At 30.9% G+C, this 22,627-nt stretch carries 22 protein-coding genes; 13 read left to right on the top strand and 9 right to left on the bottom strand.

Annotated elements, in window-relative coordinates:
* Positions 1-17 precede the first annotated feature (17 nt).
* Positions 18-725 carry a hypothetical protein gene (locus BMX42_RS12990; RefSeq protein ID WP_091315257.1) on the top strand — a complete coding sequence of 236 codons (708 nt, stop codon included), beginning with the start codon at positions 18-20 and terminating at the stop codon, positions 723-725.
* Between the two features lies 1 nt (position 726).
* Here BMX42_RS12990 and BMX42_RS12995 read toward each other — a convergent pair whose 3' ends face one another.
* Together BMX42_RS12995 and BMX42_RS13000 are read right to left on the bottom strand one after the other, a co-directional pair.
* Complete coding sequence (locus BMX42_RS12995; RefSeq protein WP_091315260.1) at positions 727-1,335, bottom strand: FAD-dependent oxidoreductase; 609 nt, start codon at positions 1,333-1,335, stop codon at positions 727-729.
* 18 nt (positions 1,336-1,353) lie between these two features.
* Positions 1,354-1,587 (bottom strand): helix-turn-helix domain-containing protein, encoded by a 234-nt coding sequence (locus tag BMX42_RS13000; RefSeq protein WP_091315263.1) that lies wholly within the window; start codon positions 1,585-1,587, stop codon positions 1,354-1,356.
* Between the two features lie 98 nt (positions 1,588-1,685).
* Between BMX42_RS13000 and BMX42_RS13005 the strand changes: the two genes are divergently transcribed.
* Positions 1,686-3,038 carry a hypothetical protein gene (locus BMX42_RS13005; protein ID WP_091315267.1) on the top strand — a complete coding sequence of 451 codons (1,353 nt, stop codon included), beginning with the start codon at positions 1,686-1,688 and terminating at the stop codon, positions 3,036-3,038.
* Positions 3,019-3,651, top strand: coding sequence for a DUF6705 family protein (locus BMX42_RS13010; RefSeq protein ID WP_143055654.1), 633 nt, complete (start codon positions 3,019-3,021; stop codon positions 3,649-3,651). Before BMX42_RS13005 ends, BMX42_RS13010 begins: the two co-directional genes overlap by 20 nt.
* 71 nt (positions 3,652-3,722) lie before the next feature.
* Here the strand turns inward: BMX42_RS13010 and BMX42_RS13015 are convergent, their stop codons facing one another.
* Together BMX42_RS13015 and BMX42_RS13020 are read right to left on the bottom strand one after the other, a co-directional pair.
* Positions 3,723-3,917 (bottom strand): hypothetical protein, encoded by a 195-nt coding sequence (locus BMX42_RS13015; protein WP_091315273.1) that lies wholly within the window; start codon positions 3,915-3,917, stop codon positions 3,723-3,725.
* Positions 3,918-3,930: 13 nt separating this feature from the next.
* Positions 3,931-4,506 carry a MarC family protein gene (locus tag BMX42_RS13020; RefSeq protein ID WP_091315276.1) on the bottom strand — a complete coding sequence of 192 codons (576 nt, stop codon included), beginning with the start codon at positions 4,504-4,506 and terminating at the stop codon, positions 3,931-3,933.
* A 186-nt stretch (positions 4,507-4,692) separates the two neighbouring features.
* Here BMX42_RS13020 and BMX42_RS13025 point away from each other — a divergent pair, with 186 nt between their 5' ends.
* From BMX42_RS13025 to BMX42_RS13055, 7 genes are all read left to right on the top strand, one after another.
* Positions 4,693-5,259 (top strand): DUF3109 family protein, encoded by a 567-nt coding sequence (locus tag BMX42_RS13025; protein WP_091315280.1) that lies wholly within the window; start codon positions 4,693-4,695, stop codon positions 5,257-5,259.
* Positions 5,260-5,526: 267 nt separating this feature from the next.
* The gene (locus BMX42_RS13030) at positions 5,527-6,504 is read left to right on the top strand and encodes a ribonucleotide-diphosphate reductase subunit beta (RefSeq protein ID WP_091315283.1); all 978 of its coding nucleotides are present in this window, start codon (positions 5,527-5,529) and stop codon (positions 6,502-6,504) included.
* A 271-nt stretch (positions 6,505-6,775) separates the two neighbouring features.
* A complete protein-coding gene (locus BMX42_RS13035; protein ID WP_091315287.1) occupies positions 6,776-9,205 on the top strand; it encodes a ribonucleoside-diphosphate reductase subunit alpha in 2,430 nt (809 codons plus the stop codon).
* 83 nt (positions 9,206-9,288) lie between these two features.
* The gene (locus BMX42_RS13040; RefSeq protein ID WP_091315293.1) at positions 9,289-9,510 is read left to right on the top strand and encodes a hypothetical protein; all 222 of its coding nucleotides are present in this window, start codon (positions 9,289-9,291) and stop codon (positions 9,508-9,510) included.
* A 217-nt stretch (positions 9,511-9,727) separates the two neighbouring features.
* Positions 9,728-10,171, top strand: coding sequence for a GNAT family N-acetyltransferase (locus tag BMX42_RS13045; RefSeq protein ID WP_091315297.1), 444 nt, complete (start codon positions 9,728-9,730; stop codon positions 10,169-10,171).
* A 38-nt stretch (positions 10,172-10,209) separates the two neighbouring features.
* Positions 10,210-11,553, top strand: a complete 1,344-nt coding sequence (locus tag BMX42_RS13050) for a deoxyguanosinetriphosphate triphosphohydrolase (protein ID WP_091315338.1) — start codon at positions 10,210-10,212, stop codon at positions 11,551-11,553.
* Positions 11,554-11,656: 103 nt separating this feature from the next.
* Positions 11,657-14,413, top strand: coding sequence for a T9SS-dependent M36 family metallopeptidase (locus BMX42_RS13055; protein WP_091315300.1), 2,757 nt, complete (start codon positions 11,657-11,659; stop codon positions 14,411-14,413).
* Positions 14,414-14,503: 90 nt separating this feature from the next.
* Here BMX42_RS13055 and rsmG read toward each other — a convergent pair whose 3' ends face one another.
* Positions 14,504-15,133 (bottom strand): 16S rRNA (guanine(527)-N(7))-methyltransferase RsmG, encoded by a 630-nt coding sequence (gene rsmG, locus BMX42_RS13060; RefSeq protein WP_091315304.1) that lies wholly within the window; start codon positions 15,131-15,133, stop codon positions 14,504-14,506.
* Positions 15,134-15,236: 103 nt separating this feature from the next.
* Between rsmG and BMX42_RS13065 the strand changes: the two genes are divergently transcribed.
* The 3 genes from BMX42_RS13065 (at position 15,237) to purT (ending at position 18,982) form a co-directional block, all read left to right on the top strand.
* Complete coding sequence (locus BMX42_RS13065) at positions 15,237-16,334, top strand: fatty acid desaturase family protein (protein WP_091315307.1); 1,098 nt, start codon at positions 15,237-15,239, stop codon at positions 16,332-16,334.
* Positions 16,335-16,389: 55 nt separating this feature from the next.
* Complete coding sequence (locus BMX42_RS13070; RefSeq protein WP_091315310.1) at positions 16,390-17,577, top strand: pyridoxal phosphate-dependent aminotransferase; 1,188 nt, start codon at positions 16,390-16,392, stop codon at positions 17,575-17,577.
* 235 nt (positions 17,578-17,812) lie between these two features.
* Positions 17,813-18,982 (top strand): formate-dependent phosphoribosylglycinamide formyltransferase, encoded by a 1,170-nt coding sequence (gene purT / locus BMX42_RS13075; RefSeq protein WP_091315314.1) that lies wholly within the window; start codon positions 17,813-17,815, stop codon positions 18,980-18,982.
* Between the two features lie 53 nt (positions 18,983-19,035).
* On the opposite strand, the gene BMX42_RS13080 is transcribed toward purT, so the two are convergent.
* The 4 genes from BMX42_RS13080 to BMX42_RS13095 form a co-directional block, all read right to left on the bottom strand.
* Entirely contained in the window at positions 19,036-19,782 is a 747-nt protein-coding gene (locus BMX42_RS13080; RefSeq protein WP_091315317.1) for a LytR/AlgR family response regulator transcription factor, read from the bottom strand.
* Positions 19,775-21,319, bottom strand: a complete 1,545-nt coding sequence (locus BMX42_RS13085; protein WP_245748294.1) for a tetratricopeptide repeat-containing sensor histidine kinase — start codon at positions 21,317-21,319, stop codon at positions 19,775-19,777. The genes BMX42_RS13080 and BMX42_RS13085 overlap by 8 nt, the downstream gene beginning before the upstream one ends.
* Positions 21,320-21,595: 276 nt before the next feature.
* Entirely contained in the window at positions 21,596-22,003 is a 408-nt protein-coding gene (locus BMX42_RS13090; RefSeq protein ID WP_091315323.1) for a hypothetical protein, read from the bottom strand.
* Positions 22,004-22,076: 73 nt separating this feature from the next.
* Positions 22,077-22,627: T9SS type A sorting domain-containing protein (locus BMX42_RS13095; protein WP_143055655.1), on the bottom strand; the 551-nt coding region annotated here is incomplete at its 5' end.

Genomic DNA, 22,627 nt, shown 5'->3' on the forward strand with positions numbered 1-22,627 from the left:
ATTACTAAATTATTGGTATGAAAATTAAAATTACGCTACTTCTTTTCTGTTTCTTTACGAATTGTTTTTCTCAAAATATTAAAGGAAAAGTAACTACTAATAATTTACCGATTCAAAATGTTGAGGTAATCAATATCACTAACAAAGAAGTGGTGAAAACGAATACAGATGGTATTTTTGAAATTAAAGCCACTAAAGGAAATTGGATTTCGTTCTACCATAAAAATTACGATGTTGTAAAAATATATGTCGATTCCTTATTTGATTATAATACACCTTTAGAAATTAAGTTATCTGAGAAATCCATTAAGATTGAAGAAGTTGTGGTTGAAAAAAAGCAGCCATTTTTAAAAGGAATGAAATACGGAATGCCAGTTGCTACATACAATAAACCAAGTGTGAATTTTTCTGATGGAACTGTATATACTCCTGTTGATTTTGTTAAAGTTTTCGATCTTATCAAAGGGATATTTAAAAATAAAGATAAAGTAGCGTTTAAGGATAAAGAACCTGTTCAATTCAGGACATTTACTACTCAAAGTTATAGTAATGATTTTTTGGCCAATAGTTTGAAATTGAAACCTGAAGATGTTGAAGAATTTCTAGACTTTTGTAATTTCGATCCAAAATCAAGCGAAGCTGTTGAAAATTCAGATAAATTAGCTTTGTTGCAATTCCTAATGACAAAAGCAGAAGAATACAAAAAAGTATATAAAAAAGAATAATTTATTCTTTTACGGCATCATGAACCTGAACTGGTTTGCCATCATTCCATAAAGTTAAAATATCCGTAGCTGCACTTGCGCCACTTCCAGCTGCAATCACTAACTGACTTCTATGTCCGGCTAAAGTTCCGATAACATAAATTCCTTCAGTTACTAAATGATCATTATTTGCTAACTGAATTCTGTTTTTTTCTGGCGCCGCTTTTTTATGAGGAATAACATAGTTTTCTAAACCTTCAATCGTAAACGGATTTCCAGCACCAATACCGATCATAACTAATTTTGATTGATAACTATTTTTATTTGTAGTAATTGTAAAATTTCCAAATTCTCCGGAAATATGTAAGACTTTTTCCTCGACAATTTGAGTTACATGCGGATAGCTGTTAGATAAATGCGCTAAACTTTCATCTAAAAGTTCAATACCTAATTTTCCGGCGTAAATTCCGTAAGCATTATTAAAGATTGCTTTTTGTAAGGAAGAATTTTTCTGATGTGCAATTAGTCCAATTTTTTTATCAACCATAAAAGATTTCTCTTTTGCTGAACCAAAAATTAAAGCTGCTGAAACCCCAGAAACACCACCGCCAATAATTAAAATATCAAACATATTCTTTTGTTTGCAAATTTAATCTTTCTTTTCGAAATCAAATAAATCTTTTACATCAATTCCAAGTGCTTTTGCTAATTTATAAATTGTATTTATTGAAGTGTTTATTTCTGCACGCTCAATTCTTCCTACTTGATTAATTGGAATATTCGCATCGTTGGCAAGCATTTCTTGAGAAAGTTTAGCTTTTATTCTAACTTCTCGAATCTTTTTACCAAAATTTTCAGCAAATTTTTCTTCATCAATTTTCATAATGTGAAATTGACGATTAGCAAAAACTTTTATAAACACAAATATGTGTTATTTATGAAATATTTTCTTATTTTTGAAGCAAATTATAAAAAGTATATATGAAAAAACTCCTATCTGAAAAATTATTTATCTTTGGAATGATATTTGTTCAATTCTCGTGTAGCGAAGAATTATATGAAGAGAAGATTAATCAAACATCTTATTCTGTAAGGTATGTGAATTCAGAATTTTATAAAAAGAACAAATCACTGATTAATACTTTAGAACATAATAAAATAAATAATATTTCTAAAATAATTAATGATACTATTAATGGTATAACTATTGATACAGATTTAGTAAAGTATGTGGAGAGTCAAGAGAATAATTCTTATACCTTTATGGTGCTTAATCAGGATGGAAACTTTTTAGATAATTTAGTGTTGATGTCACAATCAGATGGAACATATCAACCATATTTATTAAGACATTATCTTTCATCTTTAGAAATTAATGCTTTAAACACAAATCAAAATATTAATTTTACAAATAAAACTAAAGTGTTCAAAATTACAGAAAGTAATATTGTAACGGATGTGTTTGATAAGATTGGATTAGAAGATTGTGTTGTGAATTATACTACCGAAGAAGTAGTTACATTAACTCCAATTGATCAGTGTGATTGTTTTCCTACTGCTTTTGAAGAGTCATTTTCGCATGTATTAATTGGGGATATGATTTGCACTCAAGGCGGTGGCGGAGGCGGCGGTTCTGAGATTGTAACTTCACCACATTCAATTGGAGGCGGTGGTCCAGTTACACCATGTGATGATTTAATTTATAAAGATTCAATTACTGAATTTGCTTCCAAAATGATTGAGTTAAAAACAAAAGCAGGTAATCAGAATTTTGAATCTGCTTATGTGTTGTATCAAAACGCTAGTCAAGGTTTGTTGTTTTCTCAGGAACAAGTTGGAGATCCGAATGATAAATATACTGGAGGTCAAGTTGAATTAAACTTAAGTAATGATATTTATTCAACACCTACAAATGGCATAGGATTTATACATTGCCATTTAAATAATGGGACAACATTTGGTGTATTTTCTTTTAGTGATATATTAGGTTTTGCTCAGCTAGCAGTATTGTCAACAAGACCAGTTGTTGAATTTGGTTTATATGTTACTTCGGATTTAGGAACTTTTGCTTTAAAAATTAAAAATAAAACTGCATTTAGGAGTTATTTTCAAATGATGAATTCTATACAAAATGAGTTTGAAATTGAATTTGCAAAAACTGTTAAAAAAACAGATGGAATCGATAAGCAAAAAAAAGGCTTTTTGAAGTTTTTGAAAGCTAAAAATTTAGATGCTATGATAGAGTTTTATGAAAAAAATAGTACAACAAATAATTGGAATAGATTGAAATTAAATAGCAATGAAAGCCAAATTATTGAAGAACCATGTAATTAGTAATATTATGAAAAAACAAATTATTTATATTTTTTTATTATGTACAAGTAGTTTATTTGCGCAATATCCTGTACTAACGACAACTTCGTTGTCTAATCCAGATCATGATGATCAGCACAGTAAACATGGGAATTATGCCATAGATACTAATAATGATAGACAGCAGTATGTTGGTTTATGGCGCTATACAACAAATGATCTTTTATTTGAATTAAAGATAGTAAAGTTAGATAAATTATGTTCTTCAACACCTCCTCCAACGGGATATACAAGAAAGTATTCGTTTATTGATGGGGTTGTGATAACGTATAAATTGGTTAAAAACGGCATAATAATTTATGATAATTTAAATACAATATTTACAAATACAAATTATCATTCTTGGGGATACGTTGAAGCTCCTGATGATTTTTTATATGGAAGAATGAAGGATTTTAATGGAGGTGCAACTTCAATTTTTACAATTACAAATTTAAACACATCTCCAAATAAAATTTACTTTGATTTGAGTAGCATGGCATATTCATTGGATAGGCCGAAAGAAACTTATCAGCACGATGTAAAGTTGTTTACATTGCCAACAGGTGGGATTGAAATGATTAGAGTCTATTAAGTAAATCTGTTTAATAAGTTATTTGTAATCCTACAAGTTATTTACTTGTAGGATTGCAAATATTGATTCTGTTATTTTGTTTGCTCAACAAGTTTTCTAGAAACCATAAAAAGTGCTACAATTACAATTGCACAAAAAGAAGCCACAATTCCAATAATTGCAATTGTACTTTCTCCTTCGAAAGGTTTTTCTAAACTAATTTTTGTAGCATTAAAAATTATAGTGATTAACGATAATGCATAAATAATGTAACTAAATATTTTCATTTTATTTTTTAATTTATATAAATAATCCTTTTACGTTTGCGGCAAATAATTTTATGGAAATCGCCAATAAAATCACACCAAAAACTTTTCTAATAATTCCTAAACCATTTACGCCTAATAATTTTTCAATTTTTCCAGACGATTTCAAAACACCATAAACTAAAATCACATTAATTAAAATAGCGATAATAATGTTTACCTTGTCGTAAGCTGCTCGTAAAGATAACAAAGTTGTCATTGTTCCTGCTCCAGCAATTAATGGGAAAGCAATTGGTACAATTGAAGCTGTGGTTGGGTTGTCTTCTTTGTATAATCTTACTCCTAAAATCATTTCTAAAGCCAAGAAAAACAAAACAAATGAACCAGCAACAGCAAACGAATTCGCATCAATACCAATTAATTTTAAAATTTCTTCACCTACAAATAGAAAAGCAATCATAATAACTGCGGAAACAATTGTCGCTTTTTCCGATTGAATATGTCCAATTTTGCTTCGTAAATCAACAATAATTGGAATACTTCCCAAAATATCAATTACTGCAAATAAAATCATTGATATCGTAAAAACTTCTTTCCAGTCAATTCCCATAAGTAGTAGTGTAAATGTTTTTGCAAATATAGGTATATTGTTTAAAAATGCATTTGAATTTAACGATACATTAGGTTTATTAAAATTGGAATAATGACAATTTTGTGATTATTCTTAGCATTGGCTCGTTGTCAAATTGAAAATTGACACATTAAATTACTATCTTTGCAGACTAAATTAAAAAGAATGTTTCAACTTCAAAAAACTATAGTTTCCGAAGAAATTTTAGAAAACGACTTCGTTTGTAACTTATCAGCTTGTAAAGGTGCGTGTTGTGTCGATGGAGATGCTGGTGCGCCATTGTCTTTAGAAGAAACGAAAATATTAGCTGATATTTATCCGAAAGTAAAACCGTTTTTACGTAAAGAAGGTATTGCGGCTATTGAAGCGCAAGGTACTCACGTAATTGGTGCTGATGGCGAATTAGAAACCACATTAATTGATGGAAAAGATTGTGCCTATGTTATTTTTGATGGCAAAACAGCACTTTGTGGAATTGAACAAGCATATAATCAAGGGTTAGTAGATTGGAAAAAACCAATTTCTTGTCATTTATATCCAATCCGAGTTAAAGAATATTCTGATTTTTCAGCGGTAAATTATCATAAATGGCACATTTGTTCAGATGCTTGTGCTTTAGGTGCAGAATTACAAGTTCCAGTGTATAAATTTGTAAAAGAAGCCTTGGTGAGAAAGTTTGGAAATGAGTGGTATGAAGAATTAGAAAAAGTAGCGCAAGATTTAAAAAAATAGACTTTAAAAAAACACCTCAAAAATCGTCTTAGCAAGTGTATTATCAGCTGGTTAAGACGATTTTTTTACGTGTTGTGATTAAATATAATTATTTGATAATTAAATAGTTATAAAAATTATTTTTAACTTTACAATTATTTCCGATTGTTAAAAACTTAGCCATATTGTGAATAAGTTTGACTTTCATAATTCAATTCATTTCTCCATTTTTGTAAAGTCAAATATTTAGAGAAAGCATCTCATTAAACATAAAAAAATCAATTAGTTATGTCAGTCGTTGAACCAATTTTACAAGAAAACAAAAATAGATTCGTAATTTTTCCTATCAAACACCATGATATTTGGGAATTTTATAAATCAATGGAAGCTAGTTTTTGGACAGCTGAAGAAATTGATTTGTCTCAAGATTTAAACGATTGGAATAATAAATTGAATGCTGATGAAAAATATTTCATCAAACATATTTTGGCATTTTTCGCAGCTTCTGACGGAATTGTAAATGAAAACTTAGCGGAGAACTTCGTAAATGAAGTACAATATGCGGAAGCGAAATTCTTTTATGGTTTCCAAATCATGATGGAAAATATTCATTCAGAAACGTATTCACTTTTAATTGATACATATGTAAAAGATGAAGCTGAAAAAAATGAATTATTTAATGCTTTAGAAGTTTTTCCTGCCATCAAGAAAAAAGCTGATTGGGCATTAAAATGGATAGAATCTGATTCTTTTGCTGAGCGTTTAATTGCGTTTGCAGCTGTTGAAGGAATTTTCTTCTCTGGAGCTTTCTGTTCTATTTACTGGTTGAAAAAACGTGGTTTAATGCCAGGTTTAACGTTTTCTAACGAATTAATTTCTCGTGACGAAGGTGTTCACTGTGATTTCGCAGTGCATTTACACAATCACCACTTGGTAAATAAAGTATCAAAAGCAAGAATTAGAGAAATTATTGTGGATGCTTTAAATATCGAAAGAGAATTTATTACAGAATCATTACCAGTTTCTTTAATTGGAATGAATGCCGGATTAATGACACAATATTTAGAATTCGTTGCGGATAGATTATTAGTAGAATTAGGTTGCGAAAGAGAATACAATACATCAAACCCATTTGATTTTATGGACATGATTTCTTTACAAGGAAAAACAAATTTCTTTGAGAAAAAAGTGGCTGAATATCAAAAAGCAGGTGTGATGAACACAGATTCTGACGCACAAAAAATTACGTTTGACGCTGATTTTTAATTTATCGTCACGAAGACACAAAGTCACAAAGAAAATATAAACTTGGTTTGAGTTTTAAAATCAGACTAAAAATTGCCACAAAAACAAAAAAACTTCGCGTCTTAGTGTCTTTGTAGCAAAAATTAATACAGAATTTCCCCAGATCCTGATATTAAACTTTTCCTAAAAATGTAAGTCTGTAATTATAGGCGAGCCTTATTTCTGGCCAAAAATAATTAATACAAATAACCCGAAGCAGTAAAGGGATTTGCTGTTTCACAAAACAAAAACTATGTACGTAATAAAAAGAGATGGCCACAAAGAGCCAGTAAGTTTTGACAAAATCACAGACAGAATCAAGAAACTGTGTTATGGATTAAACGATTTAGTAGATGCTGTAAAAGTAGCTATGAGAGTTATTGAAGGATTATATGATGGTGTAACTACTTCAGAATTAGATAACTTGGCAGCAGAAACAGCGGCTTCAATGACCATTGCTCACCCAGATTACGCACAACTAGCAGCTCGTATTGCCATTTCTAATTTACATAAAAATACCAACAAATCTTTCTCGGAAACGATGAACGAAATGTTTCATTATGTAAACCCAAGAACGAATCAAGCAGCGCCTCTTTTATCAGAAGAAGTACATAAAGTAATTCAAGAAAATGCAGAATATTTAAATTCTCATATCATATATAACAGAGATTTTAACTACGATTATTTCGGATTTAAAACTCTTGAGCGTTCGTATTTGTTAAAAATCAACGGTAAAATTGTAGAACGTCCACAACACATGTTAATGCGTGTTTCTGTTGGAATTCACTTAGATGATTTACCTGCTGTGTTAGAAACTTACGACTTAATGTCGAAAAAATTCTTCACACATGCGACGCCAACTTTATTTAACGCTGGAACGCCAAAACCTCAAATGTCATCTTGTTTCCTTTTAGCAATGCAAGACGATAGTATCGATGGAATTTACGATACGTTAAAACAAACAGCAAAAATCTCACAATCGGCTGGAGGAATTGGATTATCAATTCACAATGTTCGCGCAACAGGTTCGTACATTCGTGGAACAAACGGAACGTCAAACGGAATTGTTCCAATGTTACGTGTTTTCAATGACACGGCTCGTTATGTAGATCAAGGTGGTGGAAAACGTAAAGGAAGTTTTGCGATTTACATCGAGACTTGGCATGCAGATATTTTCGATTTCTTAGATTTGAAAAAGAATACAGGTAAAGAAGAAATGCGTGCACGTGATTTATTCTTCGCGATGTGGACGTCAGATTTATTCATGAAACGCGTACAAGAAGACGGATTATGGACGTTAATGTGTCCAAATGAATGTCCAGGTTTATACGATGTTCATGGTGAAGAATTCGAAGCATTGTATACTTCTTACGAAGCAGCTGGAAAAGGTAGAAAAACGATCAAAGCACATGAATTATGGGAAAAAATTCTAGAATCTCAAATTGAAACTGGAACGCCATATATGTTGTACAAAGATGCAGCAAATAGAAAATCAAATCAGAAAAATTTAGGTACTATTCGTTCTTCGAATTTATGTACTGAAATTATGGAATATACTTCGAAAGATGAAATTGCAGTTTGTAATTTAGCCTCTCTTTCGTTACCAATGTTCGTAGAAAACGGAGCATTCAATCACGATTTATTTTACACTGTTACAAAACGTGTGACTAAAAACTTAAATAAAGTAATTGATAGAAATTATTATCCAGTAATTGAAGGAGAAAATTCTAACAAACGTCACCGTCCAATCGGATTAGGAGTGCAAGGTTTAGCAGATGCTTTCATCATGCTAAGAATGCCTTTTACAAGTGACGAAGCGAAAAAATTAAATCAAGAAATCTTCGAAACCATGTATTTTGCAGCTGTAACGGCTTCAATGGAAATGGCGAAAGAAGAAGGACCATATTCTAGCTTTAAAGGTTCACCAATTTCACAAGGAGAATTCCAATATAACCTTTGGGGATTAAACGATGAAGATTTATCTGGTCGTTGGGATTGGGCGAATTTAAGAAAAGAAGTAATGGAATTTGGAGTTCGTAACTCGTTATTAGTGGCGCCAATGCCAACAGCTTCAACATCTCAAATTTTAGGAAACAACGAAGCGTTTGAACCGTATACTTCAAATATTTATACGCGTAGAGTTTTATCTGGAGAATTCATCGTGGTAAACAAACATTTACTAGAAGATTTAGTAAAATTAGGACTTTGGACAGAAGAGTTAAAACAAGAATTAATGCGTGAAAACGGATCGGTTCAAAACTTAAATATTCCACAAGACTTAAAAGAATTATACAAAACAGTTTGGGAAATGTCTATGAAAGATATTATTGATATGTCGCGTCACCGTGGGTATTTCGTAGATCAATCGCAGTCGTTAAACTTGTTCATGCAAAATGCAAATTATGCGAAATTAACATCAATGCACTTTTACGCTTGGCAATCTGGATTAAAAACTGGAATGTACTATTTACGTACAAAAGCAGCTGTTGATGCGATTAAGTTTACATTAAACAACGACAAAAAAGCAGAACCAATTGTACAAACTGCACCAAAAGAACAATTAGAAGTAGTGCAAGCTGTAGAACCAGTTTCAACTTCTGCTATGAGTGCTGAAGAATACAGAGCAATGATTGAATTAGCTAAAAACGCTGGTCCAGACGATTGCGAAATGTGTGGTTCTTAATTAGAAAAAAAATAAAATAGAATACAGAAAACAGCCATTATTTTTAATGGCTGTTTTTTTATACCTTTGTAAAAAATATAATCATGGCAAAAGAAAAAGGAGTTTATACAGGAATAATTGAACAAGACGCTGACGGAAATTTTTTCTGCGGTCCATATATGTTAGATTACAAATTAGTCGTTTCGAAATTTAAATTGGGAGATGAAGTAAATTTGAAAACAGTTATTGAAAACCCAAGCGATAAGAGTTATGATAAGTATCCAAAGAAATCAAGTTTGTTTTTCTTATCAAATTTAAAAGAGTAAATTTTAAAGCCTTCAATTCGAAGGCTTTTTTTGTACAAAATATTTAGTTTAAAGCCACGAATTCTCGAATTTGTAAACCGAATGATTTTGTTCGAAATATTTTATTCGAATTATTTATCGACATAGTCGATTCGAATTTTTTTGATTCGATTTTTAATTCGAGAATTCGTGGCAAAGATTTCTAAATTTTTATCTTCGTACAATAAATTAATGAACTATGAAAATCATTCGAACCAATTCAGATAACCCAGATTTTAAAAAATTATCAGCACTTTTTGATGAATATTTAGTAGATATTGATGGTGATGAAAGAGATTTTTTTGCCTTTTATAATAATGTGCAATTAGACAATGTTCTAGTGGTTTATGAAAATTCAGAAGTGGTTGGTTGTGGCGCTTTCAAGAAATTTGACGAAAATACTGCCGAAATCAAACGAATGTTCGTTCATCCAAATCATAGAAATAAAGGAATTGCTCGTTTTGTTTTAAATGAATTAGAAAATTGGGCGAACGAATTTGGATTTACTTCTTTTATTTTAGAAACGTCGCCAAAACTCACAAGTGCAATTGCCTTGTATGAAAAAACAGGCTATCAATTCATCCAGAATTACGGACAATATATTGGTGTAGAAAATAGTGTTTGTATGAAAAAAGTGAAATAAATTCCTATCTTCGTCAATCTAAAAATAACATTCCAATGATGCAGTGGGAACAACTTTTGTCTTTAAAAAGACAAGGCGACACAAGTAAAAGATTACGAAAAGAACAAGACGATACGCGTTTAGGTTTTGAAGTGGATTATGATAGAATTATTTTTTCTTCAGAATTTCGTTTACTTCAAGATAAAACACAAGTTATTCCGCTTTCAAAAACCGATTTTGTGCATACAAGATTGACACATAGTTTGGAAGTTTCTGTTGTCGGTCGTTCAATCGGAAGATTGGTTGGAAAAAAAGTTTTAGAAAAATATCCGCATTTACAAGAAATTCATGGCTATCAATTAAACGATTTTGGTGCGATTGTGGCTGCAGCATGTTTGTCTCACGATATTGGAAATCCGCCTTTCGGACATTCAGGTGAAAAAGCAATTGGAGAATATTTTTCTTCAGGAAGCGGACAAAAATACAAATCTGATGTAACCGAAAAAGAATGGCAAGATATTGTTGATTTCGAAGGTAATGCAAACGGATTTTCTATCTTAACCTCAAGTAGAGAAGGAGTGGAAGGTGCATTGCGCTTATCATACGCGACTTTAGGAACTTTCATGAAATATCCAAAAGAAAGTTTGCCAAAAAAACCAACATCAAATATTTGCGATAAAAAATACGGATTCTTTCAGCAAGACAAAAAATTCTTTCAAGATGTCGCTACCGAATTAGGTATGATTTCGAATAAAACCAATCCAGATGTTGGATATTTCCGTCATCCTTTAGCGTTTTTAGTGGAAGCGGCAGATGATATTTGCTATACGATTATTGATTTTGAAGACGGAATAAAACTCGGATTAATCAATGAAGATTTCGCTTTAGAATATCTTATCAAATTGGTGCAAAAATCTATTGATTCTAAGAAATATAACGAACTAAAAACTAAAGAAGATCGTATCAGTTATTTGCGAGCTTTAGCTATTGGAAGTTTAATTAACGATGCGGTTTCTATCTTTATGGAAAACGAATCGGAAATTTTAAAAGGAGAATTTTCGGTTTCTTTAATGGATAAAAGTCAGTATAAAGCACAAATTTCTGATATTATAAACATTAGTGTAAAAAATATTTATCAATCGAAAGAAGTGATTGAAAAAGAAATTATTGGTTATAAAGTCATTCATACATTATTAGATGTTTTTATTAATGCGTATATTAATACTTCTAATAATTCGGCAACCAATTCAGATAAATTAATCATGAATATTTTGCCGGAAAAATATAAATGCAATAAAGAAACCATGTATGATAAGCTATTAAATATCTGTCAATTTATTTCTTTATTAACAGATGGAAAAGCAATTGAAATATATAAAATCATAAATGCTACAAAAATATAATCACTTAAAGTGAGAAATAAAGTTAAATAATAGTAAAAAATTTGGTTTTTATCCATAAAATGCTAATTTTGAACTTTTAACAAATTAAACAACCTACGTAATTATGAAAAAACTGTTACTTTTAGTTTTTGTGTTTTTTACTGCTTTTGGATTTTCTCAGAATCCAAATCAAAAAATACAAAGCTACATCAATCAAAATCTCAACAAATTAAACGTTAGTTCGGCAGAAGCGACTAATTGGTTAATTGAGTCAGAAACAAGTTCTGAATCTACTGGTATTACTAATTATTTAGTAATGCAAACTCACAACAATATAAAAGTTGACAATTCTTATGTTTATTTTTGGATTAAAAACGGTGAAATAATTAATTCTCCTGAAGGGTTTATTTCGAATGTTTCTTCAAAAGTAAATACAGCAAACCCTGCTTTAGGTGTTGTTGAAGGATTTTCAAGTGCTTTGTTGAAATTAAACGAAAGTAGTTTTTCTTCAAGTATTCTTACTTCTGATAAAAATAAATACAGATTATCTAACGGAACTCAAACTGAAGATCCAATTAGAGCTGAATTGGTTTATTTTCCAAACGAAAATGGTGATTTAGTATTATCATGGAGTTATGAGTTTTATTCTCAAAACGGAAATCATTTATGGAAAGTAAAAATTGATGCTACTAATGGAAGTTTATTAGAGAAATTTGATTTAGTTCATAATTGTAGTTTTGGTCCTAAACATAATCATTCTGCAACTTGTGCTGGTTCTGTAAAGAGCTTTGATTCAAGTAAATTATTTAAAAATCAAGCAGTAGAAACTTTATTAACTCCTGGAACAACTAACTATAGAGTTATTCCTTGGAATTATGAAAGTCCAAATCATTCTGCAAGACAATTAATTACAAATCCTGAAGCTACAACAGTTTTAGCTCCATCAACTTTAGCTGCATCTCCAAACGGATGGCATAATGCTAGTACTACAGTTGGAGGATCTACAGCATCACTTTTGTATGGTTACTCAAGAGGTAATAATGTTTTCGCTTATTCAGATTACACTAATGCAAATCCTACAAATCCAACAACTTATGCAAATGCTTCAGCTGGAACATATCCAAATTTAACATTTGATTTTCCTTATGGAGGAACAGGAACAGCAGCAACAACCTATATTAATGCAGCAATAACTAATTTATTTTACCAAAATAATGTAATGCATGATTTGTGGTATCAGTATGGTTTCAATGAAGCAAATAGAAACTTTCAAGCAGCAAACTACGGAAGAGGTGGTTCTCAAAATGATGCTGTAAACGCTGAGGCTCAAGATGCTTCTCAAGGTACAACTCCTACGCTTAATAATGCGAATTTTTCTACTCCAGGAGATGGAGGTAAACCAAGAATGCAAATGTATTTATGGGATGTAGGACCAACTCCAAGATTTTTAACAATAAATTCTCCTGCTTCTATAGCTGGTGAATATCTTGCTACAAATAATGCTTTTTCACCAGGTAATGTGGCATTGTTGCCATCACCAGGAGTTACTCAAGATTTGGTTTTATATGACGATGGAACACCTGACAACTCTGATGGATGTACAGCTGCAGTAAATGGCGCTGCATTGAGTGGTAAAATTGCGGTAATTAGAAGAGGTGTTTGTCCGTTTGTAGAGAAAGTTAAAAATGCTCAAAATGCAGGTGCTATTGCTGTAATAATGGTAAATAATGATACTGCAGCTCCAGACCAATTAGTAAATATGGGTGGTGCAGATGCAACAATTACTATTCCAGCTATTTTTGTTTCTTATAATGTTGGGGAAGCAATTATTGCTCAAATGGCACTTGGAACTGTTAATGGTAAAATTAAAAATGACCCAACTGGATTTATAAACTCTGACGGAGATTTTGACAATGGAGTTATTGCTCATGAATACGGACACGGTATTTCAACTAGATTAGTTGGTGGTGGAGCTGGATTAGGTGGTTCTGCTGAGCAACCAGGTGAAGGTTGGTCAGATTGGTTATGGTTAGTAATGCAAATCAAGCCAGGTGATACAAGAAATGACGCAAGAGGAATTGGTACTTTTGTTGAGAATCAAGCAACAAATGGACCTGGAATCAGACAATACAGATATTCTACAAATATGGCGGTAAATCCACATACTTTTGCTGATACAAATGACATGTGGTATACAGACGCTAATGATATAGATAGAGTTGATGTGCATTCAGTTGGTTCGGTTTGGTGTGCAATGTTATGGGATTTAGCTTGGAATTTTATCGATAGATATGGGTATGATTCAAATATATACAACGGAACTGGTGGTAATAATAAAGTAATGCGTTTAATTATTAATGCAATGAAATTAACTCCTGCAAATCCTTCTTTAGTTCAATGTAGAGATGCAATTTTGCAAGCAGATTTGAACACTACAGTTGGACAAGCTGCTGGACAAAACTACTGTATAATTTGGGAAACATTTGCAAGAAGAGGATTAGGTTTAGCTGCGACTTCTAACTCTACTGCTGGTGTTGCAGGAATACAAGATCAAGTTGAAGACTTTACGGTACCAACTCCAGGAGCTACACCTGCAACGGGTTCTAACTGTATTTTAGCAAATGATTATTTCCAAAACAGTGATTTATTTAGAATTTATCCTAACCCTTCAAATGGATTAGTAAACATTAATATTGCTAATTATGTTGGTGACTTACAAATTAGTGTTTATGATCTTAATGGGAGACAAGTTTATAATCAAAACGTAGCAAACTTTAATAACACAAACGCTATTAATTTAGAGTCGTTATCATCTGGAGTTTATGTTTTAAAACTTAACGGTGAAGACTTAAATCATTCTGAAAAAATTATTTTAGAATAAGTAAATAATAATAAATATATAAAAACCCTGTCTAGAAATAGACAGGGTTTTTGTTTTTTATAATAAAGTTAAAAGAGATTTATTTTTGTTTTAAGATTTGTATTTTAAAGGCAAATACACCACTTTCTTTGTCTCGAAGAATTCTTCTTCAAAGAAATCAGGTAATTCAAATAATTGAACCGTTTTGTAAGCCGCTAATTCCTCTGATAAATCGCCGCCTTTTAAATACAAAATTCCGTTTTTCAATTCATGTGTAGAATTTTTCTTCGTTTTGTCTTTAATCCATTTTACAAAATCAGGCATATTAGTAACCGCTCTACTCACAATAAAATCGAATTCTTCTTTGACTAATTCTGCTCTTTTTTGTTCTGCTTTTACATTTTTTAAACCTAAACCTTGAGCTACTTCATTTACAACTTTTATTTTCTTAGCAATGATGTCAATTAAGTAAAATTGTGTTTCAGGAAACATAATAGCTAACGGAATTCCAGGAAAACCACCGCCAGTTCCAACGTCTAAAATTTTAGAACCTGGATTAAATTGTATCACTTTTGCTATTCCTAAAGAATGCAATACATGTCGCGAATATAATTCGTCTATATCTTTTCTAGAAATTACATTAATTTTTGCATTCCAATCAATATACAAATCGTACAATTTTGTGAATTGTTCAATCTGTAAAGGAGTTAAATCGGGGAAATATTTTAAAATCAGTTCCAAATCGTTTGTTTTTTTTGCAAAAATACAATTTTTATGTGATATGATATTTATCAATATTTTTTTTAGAGAAATATTAGTACCTTTGCACATTAAATTAATTTATATGGAAATTAAATCTCCAACCTTTTCAAGATTAGATAAAGCCCAATTTTTCAGGACTCTAAATAAAAGGGTTAATGAATATTTCAAAGAAAAAAACATTAAAAAAACAGGGAATTGGCAGCTGCATTTAAAAACAGTTATAATGTTTACACTGTTCTTTGTGCCGTTTTTCGTGATATTTTTTGTCAAAGTTCCAACTCTGGTATATTTATTAGCATCTGTTGTTATTGGAATTGGTATGGCTGGAGTTGGTATGAATGTAATGCATGATGGAAATCATGGGTCGTATTCTTCTAAAAATTGGTTAAATAAAATTATGGGCGGAAGTATTTATATTCTAGCTGGTAATGTTTACAATTGGCAAGTGCAACACAATGTTTTACATCATACATATACAAATATTCCGGGTCATGATGAAGATTTAGACGCAGGTCGTGTCATTCGTTTTACAAAAGAAGCAACTTGGTATAAATTTCACGCTTTTCAACATTATTATTCTATCTTTTTATATGGTTTGTTAACAATCAACTGGTGTTTAACAACTGATTTCAAACAAATGGGTGGTTACATAAAAAGAAAATTATCTTACGGGAGTGAGCCAAATCCAACGAACTTATGGACTGGTTTAGTAATCTCAAAAATTGTATATTTTGGATTCTGGATTGTGTTACCATTACTATTTAGTGTAGCAAGCTGGTGGGTAATTTTACTTGGATTCTTCATCATGCATTATACTGCTGGAATGATTTTAAGTGTGGTTTTCCAATTAGCGCACATTACGGAAGATACTATAAATCCTCATCCAAATGATGATAATGAAATTGAAAATACTTGGGCAATTCACCAATTATTAACTACTGTAAACTTTGCGCCTAAAAACTGGATTGTAAATTGGTATACTGGTGGATTAAATCACCAAGTAGAACATCATCTTTTTCCAAATATTAGTCACATTCACTACGGTAAAATTGCTGAATTTGTAAAACAAACTGCTATGGAATGTGACTTGCCATATTTCGAGTATCAAACCATGCGAAGTGCTGTTATTGCCCATTTCAAGCATTTAAAAGATTTAGGACAAAAACCTCATTTAGCATAATAATAGAAACACAATTTATCGCGTTTCTTCATTTGTAAAAAATTTAACTACCAACATGAGCAACATTTTATCAGAAAGAATTAACAATCTTGCCGTTTCACAAACGTTAGCAATGGCAGCATTAGCAAGAGAATTAAAACAACAAGGAAAAGACATTATTAGTTTAAGTTTAGGAGAGCCTGATTTCAATACGCCTGATTTCATTAAAGAAGCAGCCAAAAAAGCTATCGACGATAATTATTCTACATATCCACCAGTTGATGGATATTTAGATTTAAAAGAAGCGATTTGTGCGAAATTTAAACGTGATAATAATTTAAATTATACGCCAAGTCAAGTTGTAGTTTCAACTGGAGCAAAACAATCTTTATATAATATTGCGCAAGTGATGATAAACGATGGTGACGAAGTAATTCTTCCAGCACCATTTTGGGTATCCTACTTCGAAATTATCAAACTTTCTGGCGGAATTCCAGTAGAAGTTCCAACTTCTGTAGAAACAAATTTTAAAATTACACCTGCACAATTAGAAGCAGCTATCACACCAAAAACTAAAATGATGTGGTTCAGTTCGCCTTGTAATCCTTCAGGTTCAGTTTACAGCAAAGAAGAATTAACAGCTTTAGTAGCGGTTCTAAAAAAATATCCAAACATTTATGTCGTTTCAGATGAAATTTATGAACACATTAATTATACTGGAAGCTATTGCTCAATTGGTTCAATTGAAGGAATGGAAAATAATACCATTACTGTAAACGGTGTAGCAAAAGCATTTGCTATGACAGGTTGGAGAATTGGTTATATCGGAGCTCCAGAATTTATCGCGAAAGCCTGTACAAAAATGCAAGGTCAAGTAACAAGTGGTGCGAATTCTATTGCGCAACGTGCTACAAAAGCGGCTGTAGAAGCAAATCCTTCTCAAATTAAATATATGGTTGACGCGTTCCATAAACGTCGCGATTTAGTTTTCGGATTAATGAAAGAAATTCCAGGTTTCAAATTAAATAATCCTGATGGAGCATTTTACGTTTTCCCAGATGTATCTCACTATTTCGGAAAAACATTAAGAGGAACTGAAATTAAAGACGCAACAGATTTCGCTATGTATTTATTAGCAGAAGCGAATGTTGCAACTGTAACTGGTGACGCTTTCGGAAGTCCAAACTGCTTACGACTTTCATACGCAACTAGCGAAGAGCAACTAATTGAAGCAATCAAAAGAATCAAAGACGCTGTGTCTTAATATATTTTGCCCCTTGGAAACTTGGGGCTTTTTTAATTTTAATATTTTGGGCGTTTCCCTTCGGGTCGGGCTTTTCGTTACAATCTTTTATGAAAAATAAAAGGATTTTCACTGCACTCCCTAACGCAAACCCAATTCAACATTCAACATTCATTGTTCAACATTCCAAGTTTTAAAAAAATGTTGAATATTCAATTAAGAACAACGAATTTTGAAATTTTAAACACAACATAAAATGAACAAAAAGATAGTATTACTAGGTTCTGGTGAACTAGGAAAAGAATTTGTAATCGCCGCACAAAGAATCGGACAAAAAGTTATTGCAGTTGATAGTTACGAAAACGCACCAGCAATGCAAGTTGCACACGGTTTTGAAGTGATTAATATGCTTGATGGCGCTGAATTAGACAGAATCGTAGCGAAACATCAACCAGATTTTATCGTTCCAGAAATTGAAGCCATTCGTACAGAACGTTTTTACGATTACGAAAAACAAGGAATCACAGTGGTGCCTTCTGCAAAAGCTGCAAATTTCACTATGAATCGTAAAGCAATCCGCGATTTAGCCGCAAAAGATTTAGGTTTAAAAACAGCCAATTATCGTTATGCCACTTCATACGAAGAATTACAAAAATCAGTTTCAGAAGTGGGAATGCCTTGCGTAGTTAAACCATTAATGAGTTCTTCTGGAAAAGGACAATCTACAATTAAAACTCAAGAAGATATAGAAAAGGCTTGGAATTATGCCGTAGAAGGTTCTCGTGGTGATATCGTAGAAGTTATCGTAGAAGCTTTCGTAAACTTCCATTCAGAAATTACACTTTTAACAGTAACTCAAAATAATAATTTACCAACTTTGTTTTGCGCACCAATTGGTCACAGACAAGAACGTGGTGATTATCAAGAAAGTTGGCAACCAGCCAGAGTTTCAGAAAAAGATATTCTTGAAGCACAGGATATGGCGAAAAAAGTAACAGAAGCTTTAGGTGGTGCTGGACTTTTTGGTGTAGAATTTTTCTTAACAAACGATGGTGTTTATTTTTCAGAATTATCTCCAAGACCACACGATACTGGAATGGTAACCTTAGCAAATACTCAAAACTTCAACGAATTTGAATTGCATTTACGTGCGATTTTAAGTTTACCAATTTTCGAAATCACTCAAGAAAGAGCTGGAGCAAGTGCCGTAATTTTAGCTTCAGAAAACTCAGATAACCCAACTTTTACAGGAATTGAAAATGTAGCTTTTCAACCAAAAACCGATTTCAGGCTTTTTGGAAAACCTACTTCTCGACCATATAGAAGAATGGGTGTTGTCCTAAATTATGATAATTTAGATACGCCAATTGAAGAAATTGTAGAAAAATCAAAAGCTATAGCCAACTTTGTAAAAGTTATTGCTTAATAGTCAATAAAATAAATAAAAAAACCTTTCGAAAATTCGGAAGGTTTTTTTATTTATTTCAATATTTTAAATTTATGTATAAAGTCTTTGTACTTGTCACTTAAAGTTACTTTGTGATTACCTTCAAGCATAATTAAATTTTCAGAAAGAATTATTTCAGTAATTTTATTCGTATTAACAATATAATTACGATGTGTTTTAGAAAATGTATTAGCGTCTAAAAATTCAGTTATTTTAGTAAGTGATAGTGCGACTAAATATTTTTCATTCAATGTTATTATATTGCAATATCTTTCTTCTACTTCAATATAAATAATATCTTCAATTGCTACTTTTTTTAATGCGTTTTTCTTTTTTATAAACAAATGAGTATTCCCAATAACTGTGTCTTCATCTTCACTTAAATAGACATTAGTTTGGTCATAAAATTTTTCAACAGCCATTTCAATGGCATACAAAACTTCCAGTTCATTAAATGGTTTTAGTAAGAAACTAAATGGTTTGGTAAGCTTAGCTCTTTCAAAAATCTGACGATCTTTTGAGCTAGTTAAAAACACAAATGGTTTTGCAATATTTGGAGTTATTGTGATGGTTTCTGCAAAAGTAATTCCTTCAGGTTGTCCATTTAAAAACACATCAATAATAATTAAATCTACCTTATGTTGATAAAACAATGTTAATGCTTCTGTATAATTTGTTGCAATACCAACGATATTGTAATCATTAGCAATCAAGATTTCCTTTAGTAAGTCACTTTCGGATTTAGTATCTTCAATTATAAGAATATTTGTTTTATTCATTTGTTGTGTATTTTGGTAAAAATAATATGATTTTTGTTCCTATTTCTTCTTGACTTTCAATGTTTAACTTTCCTTCATTTTTTAATAACATTGATTTACAAAGTTGCATTCCTAAACCAGTTCCTATTGTTTCTTTGTTGGATTTTTTTGATAATTGTGTGTTTTCTTGAAGTAATTCTTTTATTACAGCGTCACTCATTCCAATTCCAGTATCTTCAATAATAAGCTGAATATATTCTGAACTATAATCTTGTGTAAAAATAGAAATTACACCATTTTCATTGGTAAACTTTAAGGAGTTATCTAGTAAGTTTCTTAAAATAATTTTCAAGGAATCTAAATCCATAAATACAAATGTGTTTTTATCGATTTCTATTTTTAGTTCAATATTTTTTTCTAATACTAATGGTTTATAATTATACTCCACCTGTTTTATCACCGAAAATAAATGCAAAGATTCTTTTTGAAAAAATATTTGATCAGTTTGTTGGTTAGCCCAATTAAGTAAATTGTCCAACAAATTATATGTACTATTTGCTACAACAGCATTTTTATGCAATAATCCATCTAATTCTTCATAATTATTAGATTTAAGATTTAGCATAAGTTTTGAGTTACTAGATTTTAAGGTGTTAACAGAAGATCTTAAATCATGACTAACAATAGAAAATAGTTTGTCTTTTGTGGCATTTAATTCATCTAAATTTTCCTTTTGAGCTAAAATGATTTTGTTCTTTTTGATTTTTTGCAGATAAAAATAAACACCAATACCAAATATGCACAATAATAAAAGTGCAATAATGAAAAGTCCATTTCTTTGGGTTTCCCGTATTTCATTTTTTACCTGAAGTACTTCTATTTCTTTTTGCTTTTGTCTAACGGCAAACTTTTTTTCAACTTCAGCTAGTGCCCATATTTTATTTTGATCTGTTAAAGAGTCATTCCATTTTTCGGCTTCTTTTCTGTAAAAGATTGATTTTTCAAGATTTTTTCTGTTTTCTTCAACTATTGCTAAATTTAAAGCCGTTGTTTTTTTTAAATCATATCGTTTAACTTTTTTAGATAAAAGATAAGCCTTTTCAAAAAAAGGAATGGCTAAGTTGTCTTTGTATTGGTTATAATATAAATTAGCAACATCGCCATATGCACCAATTAATAGAAAAGTATCTTTTTCTTTTTCTTGAATTTTAGTGCTTTTTAATAAGTATAACTCAGCTTTTTCATAATTATTTAGATGTAAATAGCAAATCCCTAAATTATGATTTACTTCTCCTTTTTTAATGTTGAAAGAGTTTGTTTCTGGAAAGTTTTCAAATTCTTTAAAATAATCTATAGCTTTTTTAAATTCATTTTGTTCTAATGCAATTTGGCCTAAGAAATTTTTAACAGTTTTGTAAAATTCAAATTCTTTAGAAATTTTACTAAACTCATTTTTAGCTTCATTAAGAATTCTTTTTTCTTTGAAACTAACACCTCTAAAAAAGTAACAATAATTATCTAGCTCGGATTTTTTTTTATCACTACTTAGCTGCTTCATTGAATAAACTAAGGTAGAGTCCCAGTTTTTTTCTAAAAAAAATAATTGTGCTTTATTAAAGTTTTTTTCACGAGTAAATTGGCTGTATGAATTTTTTACTTTTTTCTCAAATAAATTATTGTAATTCTGTTGAGAAAATAAAAAATTTACAGAAGTGAAGAATATTAAAAAAAATAATATTTTGCTTCTCAAAGTTTTTTTTCAAATATACATTGAAAAAACAAAAAAACAGAGGGAGTGCCTCTGTTTTTTGTAAGAAAAATTCTAAACTGTTTCTTAAGGTTGAACTGTAGTATAAGTCCCTCTTGATGTGCGAGGATCTTCATCCCAAACAAAAGTTTCAATAACTTCAGGTTTGTTTGATAATTCAATTGTGAAATTCACTTGATATCCCATAAATTTTATAGCTTCTGTTTCAGGTGCTGTATAAGTAACATAAAAAGTTGGCATGTCTTGTGAATCATCATAGAAGACACTTATTGATTCTAATTTTTGACTTGCATCAATAAAAGCAACAGCACTTACTTCAAGAATACCATTTTCATAGTAGGCTTGCACTAATGGTGGCAAGGGTTCAGTTGGTCTTGGTCTTGTGAACTCAATTACACTATTTAATGATTTAAAATTTGAAGAAATTTCTACTCCCGGAGGTACTAATGTACTAGATGAATTTGTTGTACTCATAATTATTTTTTGTTAATTAATTTCTTATAAATTAAAGTAATAATTTTAATTTAAAAAATTTTTATACGTTAAATTATTGTTTTAAAATTTTAATTGTTTTTGATTTCCCTTCTGAGGTTACTTTTATAAAATAAGTTGCTGCTGGAAGGGTAGATAAATTTAACTGAATTTCTTTGCTTTTAAATTGAGTAGAAATTATCTCTTGTCCTAACATATTAATTACATTAACTTCATCAATTATGTTATTATTACTAATGTTTAAAATATCAGAAGTTGGATTAGGATAACATATAAAGTTTGTACTATCAAAACTTTCATTATCTAAAATTGCTACTGTCACACAAGCTGAAGTATTTGTACATCCTCCAACAGTAATTTCTACTTTGTAGTCACCTACAACAGTTGGAGTAAATGTTTGATTAGTTTCTCCTGAAAGAATTGTATTTGGACATTGGTACCATTGATAAGTAGCACCAGTTTGCACAGCCTCTAATATCCCTAAAGCTAATGTAACATTATTATCAATCACCGATGGCTCAGTAATAGTATAATTACGAGTTGCAGTACAACCGTTTGCGTCAGTTACTGTAACAGTATAAGTTCCAGCTGCAAGTCCTGTAGCTG

The organism is Flavobacterium terrigena, from assembly GCF_900108955.1.
GTDB lineage: Bacteria > Bacteroidota > Bacteroidia > Flavobacteriales > Flavobacteriaceae > Flavobacterium > Flavobacterium terrigena.